This is a genomic window from Methylobacterium sp. Gmos1 (assembly GCF_053764715.1).
This window is the reverse complement of the sequence record NZ_JBSNCC010000002.1, coordinates 134,364-146,577: the sequence shown is the minus strand read 5'-3', so window position 1 is coordinate 146,577 and position 12,214 is coordinate 134,364. Positions and strand designations below refer to the sequence as shown.

Genomic DNA, 12,214 nt, shown 5'->3' with positions numbered 1-12,214 from the left:
AGGCGATCCTGCCGGATCGCATTCGCCATGCGGAAGTCGGCTTCGCTCAGACGTGTAAAGCCTACGGCTTCACCGCGCCGCCACGACCCCGGCGCCGCGCAGGGTGCGGGACACGGTGGCGCGCATGTCGGCGAGGGTGAAGGGCTTCGTCAGCACGTCGGCGACGATCGCGTCGAGGCCGCGGGCGCGCTCGCGCTGGTCGGCGAAGCCCGTCATCAGCAGGATCGTCAGGTCCGGGTGGTCGCGCTTGGCGGCGAGCGCCAGGGCGATGCCGTCCATCAGCGGCATCCGGATGTCGGTCAGCATCAGGTCGAACGCGGTCTCGGACAGCCGGTCGAGACCGTCGCTGCCATCGACCGCCGTCACGACCGTGTGGCCGTCCATCTCCAGCCCGCGCTTCAGGAAGCCGCGGATCGGTTCCTCGTCGTCGACCAGCAGGATGCGCGCCATGTCCTCTCGTCTCTCCGGTCCGAAAACCGCGCGGACACGGCCAAATCTGACGGGCCCCGCCGCATCGGGTCAAGTCGTTGCGGCAGCTAAGGTTCCGATTTCGTGTCGCTTTCCGGATCGCGGCGCGCCGGCGTTGCAAACGCGCAACCGCTCCGGGCCCCGGAGCCGCTGCCCGAGCCTTAGAAACCCTCAAGCCTCGTCGAACAGGTCCGGCCCGCCATCGCCGTAATCGACGAGGCCGACGAAGGGCAGCTGCCGGAAGGCGTGGGCGACGTCCATGCCGTAGCCGACCACGAACACGTCCGGGCAGGTGAAGCCGACGTAGTCGGCATCCATCGTCACCGCGCGCTTGCCGGGCTTCTCCAAGAGCACGGTGGTGAGCACGCGCCGCGCGCCGCGGGCCATCAGGAGGTCCTTGGCGTAGACGAGGGTGCGGCCGGATTCGAGGATGTCGTCGATCAGGAGCACGTCGCGCCCGCGCACCTCGCTCTCGACGTCGCGCAGGATCGCCACCTGGCCCGACGACACCGTGGCGGCGCGGTAGCTCGACAGGTGGATGAACTCGACCTGCGGCGCCAGCCCCGCCCGGTGCAGCGCCCGGATCAGGTCGGCGGCGAACATGAAGCTGCCCTTGAGCACCGCCACCACCAGGAGGTTCTCCAGCGGCTGGCTCGCGATGGCGCGGGCGATCTCCTCGTTGCGCTGCGCGATGGCGGATTCGTCGAAGAGGACGCGGACGCGGGGCAGGGGAGGGTTCATCGATCTCGGTCTTTTAGGATTCACTTAGGGTTCGTCGCAGCCCCCAGGCTGACGGCAGAATCCCCGCTGTCAACCGCGGCAAAGCGGACCAGCACGTCGCGCCCCTTGGCCGGCGCATTCGGCAGCTCGGCCCGGAAGCGGGCGGATTCCTCGGGCTCGAGCCGGTCGCGCGGCGCCGCGGCGGTCCAGCGGTAGACGACCTGGCCGTGCGCGTCGCGCAGCTCGATGCGCAGGGGCGGCACCGGTACGGCATCCTTCGACGCGCTCACCAGGTCGCCCTCGACCACGAGGCGGCCGCTGCCGGAGGCGTCGGGCACCTGGTAGGCGGCGACGTCCCGGAAGGCGAGGCCGCGCAGGTTCACCGGCAGGCCGAGCCCGGCATAGAGCCGGGCGGTCGAGGGCAGGGCGCGCACGATCCCGGCCCGCCCCGCCGGCAGCATGGCGAGCACGAAAGCCGCGATCCCTGCGAGCACGAGCGCCGCCCCGGCGAGGCGCCGGCGCGACGGCCGCCCGGCGGCGGCGGCCTTCGCGGCCCGGGCCCCGGCGCGGCGGGGCGGGCTGGTTCCGGCGGCGGAGAACACCGCCTCGCCGGGGGGCGAGAGCGCGGTGTCCGGCTCCGGGCTGGGAGCGGCGACGAACCACGGCTCGCGGCAGGCCGCGCAGCGCACGGTGCGCCCCGCGGGGCCGATCTGCTCGGGATCGAGCGTATATTCGCTTGCGCAGGCGGGACAGACGATCAGCATGGCGAATCAGTCGGGCGCGGCACCGAGGCCGGACCACGACTCCTCCCGCGACAGCCTTAATGCATGGTAAAGCGGCGCGGATCGCCGGGGCCTTGCCGTCAAATGGCGCGCGCCGAGCGACCTCGAACGAGCGATGCGGACCTTGGGGACCGGCGCGCATGGAGACCGGATGGACGCGAGAAAGGACCGGGGGACCGGAAGCAGCCTGCTCGGCGGGATGGACGAGCCGGTGGTCCGGTTCGAGAATGTCGGGATGCGCTACGGGGTCGGCCCCGAGGTCCTGAGCGACATCAGCTTCACCATCGCGCCGCACTCGTTCCAGTTCCTCACCGGCCCCTCGGGCGCCGGCAAGACGACGCTGCTGCGCCTGATCCTGCTCTCGGTGCGGCCGAGCCGGGGCCTCGTCTCGGTGTTCGGCGAGGAGGTGAGCGGCATCTCGAGCGGCGCGCTGACGAGCTTGCGCCGCCGCATGGGCGTGGTGTTCCAGGATTTCCGCCTGCTCGACCACCTCACCACCTACGAGAACGTCGCCCTGCCCCTGCGCGTCCAGGGCCGGGCCGAGACGAGCTACCGGGCCGAGGTGGTGGAACTCCTGCGCTGGGTGGGCCTCGGCGAGCGCATGCACGTGCTGCCGCCGCTGCTGTCGGGCGGCGAGAAGCAGCGCGCGGCGATCGCCCGGGCGCTGATCGCCCGGCCGGAGCTCCTGCTCGCCGACGAGCCGACCGGCAACGTCGACCCCCAGCTCGGCCGGCGCCTCCTGCGCCTGTTCGTCGAGCTCAACCGCCTCGGCACCTCGGTGCTGATCGCCACCCACGACTTCGCCCTGATGGACCTCGTCGACGCGCGCCGGTTCGTCCTGGGCAACAACCGCCTGCGGATCGAGGGATGAGACAGTTTCCGATTGATCGCTTCGGGCGATCCGGTCGGATCGCATTCGCGATGCGGAAACCGGCTTCGCCCAGGCGCCGCGCCGGCTCGCTCATGCGATGTCCGAACCGATCGTCCGGACATCGCATGAGCCGCGGGGAGGCGCGCCATGTCTGAGGCCGCCACCCTGGAACGGGCGCCGCGGCGCGAGGCGCCCGGCCCCGACCTGCCGCCGACCTTGCGCCGCAACGCCGCCCTGGTGCCGACCGACACCAGCGCCGGCCGGGCGCTCGCCGCGGTGATCGCGATCCTGACCTTCCTCGCCGCGCTCTGCGCCGGGGGCGCCGAGATCGTCGCCTCGAGCGCGGCGCAGTGGCAGGGCTCGGTGGCCCAGGAGGTGACGATCCAGGTCCGGCCGGGGCCGGGCCGCGACACCGACGCCGACGTCGCCAAGGCGGCCTCGCTCGCGGCCGGCACCCCGGGCATCGCCTCGACGCGGCCCTTCACCAAGGCGGAATCCGAGCGCCTGCTCGAACCCTGGCTCGGCAGCGGCCTCGACCTCGGCGACCTGCCGGTGCCGCGGCTCATCACGGTGCGGCTGGGCGCCGGCACCCCCGACCTCGGCGCCCTGCGCCAGCGCCTCGCCGAGGCCCTGCCGGGGGTGGCGAGCCTCGACGACCACGCGCTCTGGCTCTCGCGCCTCTCGACCATGGCGAACACCGTGGTCGGCGTCGGCGTGGCGATCGTGGCCCTGGTGCTGCTCGCCACCGGGCTCGCCGTCACCTTCGCGACCCGCGGGGCGATGGCGGGCAACCGCGAGGTGGTCGAGGTGCTGCACTTCGTCGGCGCCGACGCCGACTTCATCGCCCGGGAGTTCCAGCGCCGCTTCTTCCGCCTGGGCTTGCGCGGCGGGGCGATCGGGGCTGTGGCGGCGCTGGCGGTGATCGGCGCCGGCGGCGCGCTCGCCCGGGTCTGGCGCGCCGGGCCCGCGGGCGACGAGATCGAGGCGCTGTTCGGCGGCTTCGCCATCGGCTGGCGCGGCTATGCCAGCGTGGTGCTGATCGGGGTCATCGCCTCGGTCGTCACCGCGGTGGTCTCGCGCCTCACCGTGCGGCGGTTCCTCGATTAGCGACTGGCGGCGCGGGCCGGGCGGTCACGCCGCCTGGCGCAACCCCGGCAGGCTCAGCTCCGGCAGGGCCGCCACCGTCGGCCGGGCGAACAGGTAGCCCTGGAACAGGGTGATGCCGGCCTCGCGCAGGGCTGCGAGCTCGTCGGGCGTCTCGATCCCCTCGGCGATCACCGCGATGCCGAGCGCCCGGGCAATGCCGATCACCCCCGACACGATCGCCCGCCGGGCCGGCGATTCGGCGATGCCGCGGATCAGCTCCATGTCGAGCTTGATGAGGTCGGGCTGGAAGCGCGCCAGCAGCCCGAGACCCGCGTAGCCGGCGCCGAAATCGTCCAGCGCCGTGAGGAAGCCGCGCTGGCGGTAATCGGTGATGATGCGCTGGACGTGGGCGACGTCGGTCATGCGCTCGTTCTCGGTGAACTCGAACATGATCCGCTGGTGCGAAAATCCGATGCGGCGCGCCGCCTCCAGGGTCGCCCGGATGCAGGCCGCCGGCTCGTAGACCGCGTTCGGCAGGAAGTTGATCGACAGCCGCACGTCGCCGGCCGGAAACAGCCCGCCGGCGAGCTCGATCGCCTTGGTGCGGCAGGCCTGGTCGAAGCGGTAGCGGTTTCCGTCGTCGACCTGGCCGAGGATGTAGCCTGCGCCCTGCCCCTCGGTGCCGCGCACCAGGGCCTCGTAGCCCCAGATATCTCCTCTCTCGAGGTCCACGATCGGGTGGAACGCCATCGTGAAGGTGAAGGGCAGCGGCTCGCCGCTCCTGCACTGGTCGCACCCGCTGCGCTTCTGCATGATACCGGTCCGGTTTCGTCGGCGGATACACTCCCGCAGTTATCTTCACGCAATATGAAACCGGCGCCGCGAATGCGGGATTTAGGTTTATTTTCCTTGATCTCCCGCCCGCGGCACGGCGTTGACCCACAGCACCACGGCGATCCGGTCGGGGGAGGGGTTGCGGTAGCGGTGCGGGCGCCGGCTGGCGAAGCGGAAGCTGTCGCCGGGCCCGAGTTCCGCCGTCGTCTCCTCCACCGTGAGGACGAGGGCGCCCTCCATCACCAGCCCGGCCTCCTCGCCGTCATGGACCAGGGCCTCGTCGCCGGTGCCGGACGCGGGCGCGAGCTGCATCAGGAACAGGCTCAAGGTTCCGTCGCCCTGGGTCAGCAACTGCTTGGTGATGCCGGCGCGCCAGAGCGTGAGCGCCGCCCGTTCGCCGGCCCGGGTGACGATCCCGTCGGGCTCGGCGCCCTCGGGGCCCTCGAACAGCGCATTGAGCCCGACCCCGAGGAGGTCGGCCACCTGCGTCAATACCCGCAGCGACGGCGAGGACAGGCCGCGCTCGACCTGGCTGAGATAGCCGATCGACAGCCCGGTCGTCCCTGCCACCGCCTTCAGCGACAGGCCGCGTGCCTGGCGTAAACGGCGCAGCCGCTGCCCGACCGCGAGATCGGCCGCCACCGGCCCATCACGCTGGTGGTCTTCCTGCCCGTTTCGTGGTCGATCTGCCGCCTGTTTCATGCGCATGAAATTCGATTGCGGGAGGCAGCGAAATATGGCCTGATGTTCATGTCAATGAAATTCGAGCGGTGAACCGCACGGAACTGGCAGGGGGAGAAGAGGATGAAGCGTCTCGTTCGGGCCGCGGGCGCGGCCCTGGTGCTGCTCGCAGGCTCCGCCCTCGCCCGCCCCGCGCTCGCGCAGGATACGGTCCGGGTCGGCTCGACGCCGACGGGCGTCCCCTTCACCTTCCTCGACACCAAGACCAACACCATCCAGGGCGTGATGGTGGACGTCATCACCGCCATCGGCAAGCAGGCCGGCTTCTCGGTGCAAATCGAGCCGTTCCAGTTCTCGACCCTGATCGCCGCGCTGACCGCCAAGAAGATCGACGCGATCTCGGCCGCGATGTTCATCACAGCCCCGCGCCAGGAGGTGATCGCGTTCTCAGGGCCGGTCTATTCCTATGGCGAGGGGATGGTGGTGCCCAAGGCCGACACCAAGGCCTACACCGCCTTCGCCGACCTCAAGGGCGAGACGGTGGGCGCGCAGGTCGGCACCGCCTTCGTCGACGCGCTCAAGAAGTCGGGCCAGTTCGCCGACGTGAAGGTCTACGACACGTTCCCGGACATGCTGCGCGACGTCAATGCCGGCCGGGTCAAGGCGATCTTCGCCGATTCGCCGATCATCGCCTACAACCTCAAGAGCGGCAACTTCCCCAACGCCCACCTCGTCGCCTCGTACAAGCCGGTCGTCGTCGGCTCGGTCGGCATCGGCGTGCGCAAGGACGACACCGCGCTCCTCGCCAAGATCAACGCCGGGCTCGCCAAGATCAAGGAGAACGGCGAGCTCGCGCGTATCCTGGAGAAGTGGGGCCTCCAGCCCTCCGTGAACCCGTCCTGAGCGGGTAAGCCTGTCCCGTGGACAGCTTCCTGTCTGACGCCCGCGAGTTCGTGCCGATCCTGCTCCAGGGCGTGTGGCTGACGATCCTCATCACGGTCGGCTCGCTCGTGGTCTCGACCGCGCTCGGGCTCGTCTGGGCGATGATGCGGGTCTCAGGGGTACGCGCCCTCTCGTTCTTCGCCGCGACCTTCATCAACGTGATCCGGGGCATCCCGATCATCGTGCAGCTGTTCTACATCTACTTCGTGCTGCCGGATTTCGGGCTGTCGCTGTCGGCGGTGCAGGCGGGCGTGCTGGGCCTGGGGCTGGCCTACTCGGCCTATCAGGCCGAGAACTTCCGCGCGGCCATCGAGGCGATCGACAAGGGCCAGGTCGAGGCGGCGCAGACCATCGGCATGGGCTGGGGGCTGACGATGCGGCGGGTGCTGCTGCCGCAGGCCTTCCGCACCGCGCTGCCGCCCTTCGGCAACGTGATGATCATGATGCTGAAGGATTCCTCGCAGGCCTCGACCATCACGGTGGCGGAGCTGGCGCTGCAAGGCAAGCTCATCGCCTCGGCGACGTTCAAGAACACCAGCGTGTTCACCCTCGTCGCGCTGATGTACCTGACCCTGAGCCTGCCCTTGATCCTGATCGTGCGCCATTTCGAGAAGCAGGCCGGCCGGCGATGATCGCGCTCCACGACGTCCGCAAGTCCTACGGCGCGCTGGAGGTGCTGAAGGGCATCTCGGCCGGGGTCGCGAAGGGCGAGGTGGTCTGCGTGATCGGGCCGTCGGGCTCGGGCAAGTCGACGGTGCTGCGCTGCATCAACGGCCTCGAATCCTACGATTCCGGCACGATCACCGTGAACGGCCGCAAGGTCGACCGCAGCCACCGCTCGATCCGGGCGGTGCGGGTCCAGGTCTCGATGGTGTTCCAGCGCTTCAACCTGTTTCCCCACCGCACGGCGCTCGAGAACGTCGTCGAGGGGCCGATCTACGTGAAGGGCGAGGACCGCCGGGAGGCGACCGAGCGCGGCCGGGCGCTGCTCGCCCGGGTCGGGCTCTCCGGCAAGGAGGAGGCTCACCCGCAGAAGCTCTCTGGCGGGCAGCAGCAGCGGGTCGCCATCGCCCGGGCGCTCGCCATGCGGCCCGACGCGATCCTGTTCGACGAGCCGACCTCGGCCCTCGACCCGGAACTCGTCGGCGAGGTCCTGGGCGTCATGCGCGGGCTCGCCGAGGAGGGGATGACCATGGTGGTCGTCACCCACGAGATGAGCTTTGCCCGCGAGGTCGCCGACCGGGTGCTCTTCCTCGACGGCGGCGTGATCGTCGAGGAGGGCGTGGCCCGCGAGGTGCTGGGCCGCCCGCAGCAGCCCCGCACCCAGGACTTCCTGAGGCGGGTGCTGAACCCGCTGTGACGCGCCGTCGATTCCAGGCTCTCCCGATCTCATGACCGAACCCTTCCCGCTTGCCCCCGCCCTCTGGGCCACCACCGCCGCGCCTGCGCCCGCCACCGCCCCGCTCGCCGAATCCGGCCGGGCCGACGTGGTGGTGATCGGCGGTGGCTTCTGCGGCCTGTCGACGGCGCTCCACCTCGCGGAAGCCGGTGTGAGGCCGGTGGTCCTGGAGGCGCGCGAGATCGGCTTCGGCGGCTCGGGCCGCAACGGCGGACAGGTGATCCCGGGCCTCAAGCACGATCCCGACGAACTGGTGCGGATGTTCGGACCTGAGCGCGGCGAGCGCCTCGCCGCGTTCGGGGCCGGCACCGCCGACGCGGTGTTCGACCTCATCGCCAAGCACCGGATGGACGTGCCCCACACCCGCACCGGCTGGATCCAGGGCGCGCACACCGAAGCGGGGCTGGTCCAGGCCGGGCGCCGGGCGGAGCAATGGGCGCGCCGCGGTGCGCCCGCCCGCCTCCTCGACAAGGCCGAGGCCGCCCGGCTGATCGGCTCCGAGCGCTATCTCGGCGGCTGGCTCGACGGGCGCGGCGGCGCGGTGCAGCCGCTCTCCTACGCCCGCGGCCTCGCCCGCGCCGCGCTCGCCGCCGGAGCTCGGATCCACACCGATTCGCCCGTCACCGGCCTGTCGCGGCAGGGCGCGACCTGGACGGTGCGGACGGCAGCCGGCCCGAGCCTCGCCACCGAGCGGGTGGTCCTGTGCACCAACGGCTACTCGGGCGACCTGTGGCCGACCTTGCGCCGGACGATCATCGCGGCGAACTCGTTCCAGGTCGCGACCACGCCGCTCTCCGACAACCTGCGCCGCAGCGTCCTGCCCGAGGGCCAGGTCTCCTCCGACACCCGCAAGCTCCTGCTCTACTTCCGCCTCGACCATACCGGCCGGCTGCTGCTCGGCGGGCGCGGGCCGTTCCGCGAGCCGAGGGGGCAGGGCGACTGGTCGCATCTGGAGCGGATCGTCCCGAAACTGTTTCCGCAGCTCGCCGGCATCGGCTTCGACCATCGCTGGTGCGGCCGGGTCGCGGTCACCCGGGACTACCTGCCCCACCTGCACGCCCCCGAGCCCGGCCTCCTCATCGACATCGGCTGCCAGGGCCGCGGCGTCGGCCTCCAGACCCGCATGGGCCAGGCGATCGCCGCCTTCATCGCCCGCGACGACGCCGACGCCCTGCCGCTCGGCCCCACGCCGATCACGCCGCTGCCGCTGCATGGGCTGCACCGGCTCTACGCCTCGGCGGTGGTGGCCTGGTACCGGCTGCAGGACGGGGGGCTGTGACGGTGCGGCAAATGCCGGAATAGCAAGCGAGAATTGTCGCGGCGCGTCCCCCGGGCGCTCTCGCGTGACGGCCCGGCTTCTCGCGCCGTCCTTCCGATCCGATCGGGGTGCCGCGGAGAGCGGTCGTCCGAGGCGGGACTATTTGATCGAACCTGGACGACATCTGTCTGCCGCCGCACCGACCGGGTGCGAGATTGCCCTGTCGAAGCCGCCAGAGTGTATGTCCTCGCGCGGCGACGATGCGTCCGGGCCATTGGGCGCCAACCGGGCGCAATCGAGGAGAAACAATCCCCGCATCCTCGAAGGTCGAGGTCCGATGCTCGATCCGCTCCATCGGCGAGTTCCGGCCCGCGGCTTCATGGCTCCTTAAGCCTGCGGGCGCATACACGTCGCATCTGCGCGTTCGCTTCGACTAGACGAGAGCTGTGGACCCGACGACCAGCCTCTTGCGGCCCATCGGGGCCCCACGCCGCCGCTCCTTCCGCAGGGTGGCGGTCTCCGCCGGCCTGCTGGCGGGGCTGATCGCGGCCGGGGCCGGGCTCCTCGTGCGCAACCTTCACGACCACGCGGTCGCGGAGACCGAGCACGGCCTCGTCGGCCTCTCCACCGTCCTGGCCGATCAGGCCGACCGGGCGCTGCAATCGATCGAGCTGGTCCAGGACACGGTGATCGGCGAGTTCCGCAGCGCACGGGTGACGAGCGACGAGGACTATGCCGACGTCGCGAGTCGGGAATCGCTGCACGAGGCGTTGAAGTCGCGCATCGCCGCGCTGCCGCAGGTGAACGCCGTCACGGTGATCGACCACCGCGGCAACCTCCTGAACTTCAGCCGCTACTGGCCGATCCCGACGGTCAACATCGCCGACCGGGACTACTTCAAGGCCCTGGCGGCCGATCCCGCCCTCGACCGCTTCATCAGTCGGCCGGTGCAGAACCGCGGCGACGGGGTGTGGACGATCTACATCGCCCGCAAGGTCCGTGCCCCGGACGGGACCTTCCTCGGCCTGGTGCTCGGCGCGGTCGAGCTCGGCTACTTCGAGCGACTCTACGGGGTGATCGCGCCGGCGCGCGACTACGTCGTCTCGGTCTTCCGCGACGACGGCACCCTCCTGGTGCGGTACCCGCGGCGCGAGGGCAGCGTCGGCCGCAGCTTCACCGACGCCGCGCCCCTGCGCATCGCACTCAGGAATCCGGCCGGCGGGGTGATCCGCACCCGCAGCCCGATCGACGGCCACGACCGCATCGCCGCCGCCCGCGCCCTGACGCGCTACCCGATGATCCTGAGCGTCAGCCGCACCGCGGAGGCGAGCCTCGCCGAGTGGCACCGGCAAGCCTGGCTCATCGGTACGGCCGCCCTGCTCCTCGATCTCGGCCTCGCCGGGCTGGTCCTGCTCGCCCTGCGCCAGACCCGCGCCCAGGCCCGGCTCGCCGAGGCGGAGGCCGCCCGGGCCGCCGCCGAGGTGCGGGAGCGCGGCGAGCGGCAGCTCGGCGCCCAGCGGGCGAGTTTCGGCGTCGCCCTCGACCACATGACCCAGGGCCTGTGCCTGTTCGACCGCGACGACCGCCTGATCGTGATGAACGCGCGCTACGCCGAGATGCACGCCATGCCGGAGTCCTTGCGCCGGGCGGGCACGCCGCTCTCGGCGCTGCTCGAACACCTGGAGGCGGACGGGACCCGGGCCGGCCTGGCGGCGGCGGCCCGCCGCCGCATCGTCGCCGGCGGTCCGGCGAGCTTCACCTGCGACCTCACCGACGGGCGCGCCATCGCGGTCGTGCACGTGCCGGTCCCGGGCGGCGGCTGGATCTGCACCCACGAGGACGTGAGCGAGCGCCGCCGCAACGAGGCGCGCATCGCCCACATGGCCGGGCACGACGCCCTGACCGGGCTGCCGAACCGCGCGCAGTTGCAGGAGCGCCTCGACGCGGCCCTCGCCGAGCGCCGGGCCGACGAGACGGTGAGCGTGTTCTGCCTCGACCTCGACGGCTTCAAGGAGGTCAACGACACCCACGGCCACCCGGTCGGCGACGAGCTGCTGCGCCTCGTCGCCCGGCGCCTGCGCGAGGCGGTCGGCGGCACGGCGCTCGTCGGGCGCCTGGGCGGCGACGAGTTCGCGGTGATCCGCTGCGCGCCCTCGCACCCGGCCGGCATCGCGGCGCTCGCCGAGCGGATCGTGCGGCTGCTGCGGCTGCCCTTCGATGTCCAGGGCCACGAGGTCGCCATCGGCACCTCGATCGGTCTCGCGACCACGGAGGAGCGCGGCACCACCACCGCCGAGCTGCTGCGCCGGGCCGACGTCGCGCTCTACCAGGCGAAATCCGCGGGCAAGAACGGCTGGCGCTTCTTCGATCCGGCGATGGATGCCGACCTGCAACGCCGCCGCCAGCTCGGCGCGGACCTGCGCAGTGCCCTGGCCGAGGGACAGCTCGAGGTCCACTACCAGCCGATCGTCGCCGCCGACGGGTCGGCCCTGCGCGCTCGCGAGGCGCTGCTGCGCTGGCGCCACCCGCGCGAGGGCTTCGTCAGCCCGGGCGAGTTCATCCCGATCGCCGAGACGACGGGGCAGATCCGCGGGCTCGGCGCCTGGGCGCTCGCCCGGGCCTGCACGGATGCCGCCGGCTGGCCGGCCGACGTCAAGGTGGCGGTGAACCTCTCCCCGGCGCAGTTCGTCGGCGACGGCCTCGTCGAGGAAGTGATGGGCGCGCTCGCGGCGAGCGGCCTGCCGCCCGAACGGCTCGAGCTCGAGATCACCGAATCGGTGCTGCTGCAGGACGACGAGGCGACGCTCGCCATCCTGCACCGCCTGCGGGCGCTCGGGGTCGGCACCGCGATGGACGATTTCGGCACCGGCTACTCCTCCCTGAGCTACCTGCGCCGCTTCCCCTTCGACAAGATCAAGATCGACCGCTGCTTCGTGCAGGATCTCGGGCAGGAGGACGGCAGCGCCGCGATCGTCCGCGCCACGGTCGGCCTCGGCAAGGCGCTCGGCATGATCGTGCTCGCCGAGGGCGTCGAGACCGAGGAACAGGCCGCGATCCTGCGCGAGGCGGGCTGCGACGAGTTGCAGGGCTACCTGTTCGGCCGGCCCCGCCCGATGGGGGAGGTGACGGGGGCCGGGGTGGTCGGCGCAGGGGTGTCGGCGGCGGCATGACTC

At 71.7% G+C, this 12,214-nt stretch carries 12 protein-coding genes; 7 read left to right on the top strand and 5 right to left on the bottom strand.

The features are described from left to right. Positions 1-69: 69 nt before the first annotated feature. From ACS5PV_RS03765 to ACS5PV_RS03755, 3 genes are all read right to left on the bottom strand, one after another. Positions 70-450 carry a response regulator gene (locus ACS5PV_RS03765; protein WP_455394034.1) on the bottom strand — a complete coding sequence of 127 codons (381 nt, stop codon included), beginning with the start codon at positions 448-450 and terminating at the stop codon, positions 70-72. 189 nt (positions 451-639) lie between these two features. Beyond that, entirely contained in the window at positions 640-1,209 is a 570-nt protein-coding gene (gene hpt / locus ACS5PV_RS03760) for a hypoxanthine phosphoribosyltransferase (RefSeq protein ID WP_455394033.1), read from the bottom strand. 20 nt (positions 1,210-1,229) lie between these two features. Then, positions 1,230-1,952, bottom strand: coding sequence for a zinc-ribbon domain-containing protein (locus ACS5PV_RS03755; RefSeq protein WP_455394032.1), 723 nt, complete (start codon positions 1,950-1,952; stop codon positions 1,230-1,232). 169 nt (positions 1,953-2,121) lie between these two features. Here ACS5PV_RS03755 and ftsE point away from each other — a divergent pair, with 169 nt between their 5' ends. Beyond that, positions 2,122-2,841 (top strand): cell division ATP-binding protein FtsE, encoded by a 720-nt coding sequence (ftsE, locus tag ACS5PV_RS03750; RefSeq protein ID WP_455394031.1) that lies wholly within the window; start codon positions 2,122-2,124, stop codon positions 2,839-2,841. A gap of 147 nt (positions 2,842-2,988) precedes the next feature. Continuing rightward, the gene (locus ACS5PV_RS03745) at positions 2,989-3,948 is read left to right on the top strand and encodes a cell division protein FtsX (RefSeq protein WP_455394030.1); all 960 of its coding nucleotides are present in this window, start codon (positions 2,989-2,991) and stop codon (positions 3,946-3,948) included. Between the two features lie 24 nt (positions 3,949-3,972). Here ACS5PV_RS03745 and ACS5PV_RS03740 read toward each other — a convergent pair whose 3' ends face one another. Both ACS5PV_RS03740 and ACS5PV_RS03735 read right to left on the bottom strand, forming a co-directional pair. After that, positions 3,973-4,740: an EAL domain-containing protein gene (locus ACS5PV_RS03740; protein WP_455394029.1), complete on the bottom strand. Its 768-nt coding sequence runs from the start codon at positions 4,738-4,740 to the stop codon at positions 3,973-3,975. An 87-nt stretch (positions 4,741-4,827) separates the two neighbouring features. Continuing rightward, on the bottom strand, positions 4,828-5,463 hold the full coding sequence (locus ACS5PV_RS03735) for a cupin domain-containing protein (protein ID WP_455394028.1): 636 nt from the start codon (positions 5,461-5,463) through the stop codon (positions 4,828-4,830). A 102-nt stretch (positions 5,464-5,565) separates the two neighbouring features. On the opposite strand from ACS5PV_RS03735, the gene ACS5PV_RS03730 reads away from it, so the two are divergent. From ACS5PV_RS03730 to ACS5PV_RS03710, 5 genes are all read left to right on the top strand, one after another. Continuing rightward, a complete protein-coding gene (locus ACS5PV_RS03730) occupies positions 5,566-6,345 on the top strand; it encodes an ABC transporter substrate-binding protein (protein WP_455394027.1) in 780 nt (259 codons plus the stop codon). Between the two features lie 17 nt (positions 6,346-6,362). Then, positions 6,363-7,016, top strand: coding sequence for an amino acid ABC transporter permease (locus ACS5PV_RS03725; protein WP_455394026.1), 654 nt, complete (start codon positions 6,363-6,365; stop codon positions 7,014-7,016). Beyond that, positions 7,013-7,744: an amino acid ABC transporter ATP-binding protein gene (locus ACS5PV_RS03720; RefSeq protein ID WP_455394025.1), complete on the top strand. Its 732-nt coding sequence runs from the start codon at positions 7,013-7,015 to the stop codon at positions 7,742-7,744. Before ACS5PV_RS03725 ends, ACS5PV_RS03720 begins: the two co-directional genes overlap by 4 nt. 31 nt (positions 7,745-7,775) lie before the next feature. Beyond that, on the top strand, positions 7,776-9,062 hold the full coding sequence (locus ACS5PV_RS03715) for an NAD(P)/FAD-dependent oxidoreductase (protein WP_455394024.1): 1,287 nt from the start codon (positions 7,776-7,778) through the stop codon (positions 9,060-9,062). A gap of 425 nt (positions 9,063-9,487) precedes the next feature. Continuing rightward, positions 9,488-12,211 (top strand): bifunctional diguanylate cyclase/phosphodiesterase, encoded by a 2,724-nt coding sequence (locus ACS5PV_RS03710; RefSeq protein ID WP_455394023.1) that lies wholly within the window; start codon positions 9,488-9,490, stop codon positions 12,209-12,211. Positions 12,212-12,214: the final 3 nt, after the last annotated feature.

Coding starts and splice junctions, on each gene's coding strand:
- ACS5PV_RS03765 (WP_455394034.1), bottom strand. CDS start 450: ATGGCGCGCATCCTGCTGGTCGACGACGAGGAACCGATCCGCGGCTTC.
- hpt (WP_455394033.1), bottom strand. CDS start 1,209: ATGAACCCTCCCCTGCCCCGCGTCCGCGTCCTCTTCGACGAATCCGCC.
- ACS5PV_RS03755 (WP_455394032.1), bottom strand. CDS start 1,952: ATGCTGATCGTCTGTCCCGCCTGCGCAAGCGAATATACGCTCGATCCC.
- ftsE (WP_455394031.1), top strand. CDS start 2,122: ATGGACGCGAGAAAGGACCGGGGGACCGGAAGCAGCCTGCTCGGCGGG.
- ACS5PV_RS03745 (WP_455394030.1), top strand. CDS start 2,989: ATGTCTGAGGCCGCCACCCTGGAACGGGCGCCGCGGCGCGAGGCGCCC.
- ACS5PV_RS03740 (WP_455394029.1), bottom strand. CDS start 4,740: ATGCAGAAGCGCAGCGGGTGCGACCAGTGCAGGAGCGGCGAGCCGCTG.
- ACS5PV_RS03735 (WP_455394028.1), bottom strand. CDS start 5,463: ATGAAACAGGCGGCAGATCGACCACGAAACGGGCAGGAAGACCACCAG.
- ACS5PV_RS03730 (WP_455394027.1), top strand. CDS start 5,566: ATGAAGCGTCTCGTTCGGGCCGCGGGCGCGGCCCTGGTGCTGCTCGCA.
- ACS5PV_RS03720 (WP_455394025.1), top strand. CDS start 7,013: ATGATCGCGCTCCACGACGTCCGCAAGTCCTACGGCGCGCTGGAGGTG.
- ACS5PV_RS03715 (WP_455394024.1), top strand. CDS start 7,776: ATGACCGAACCCTTCCCGCTTGCCCCCGCCCTCTGGGCCACCACCGCC.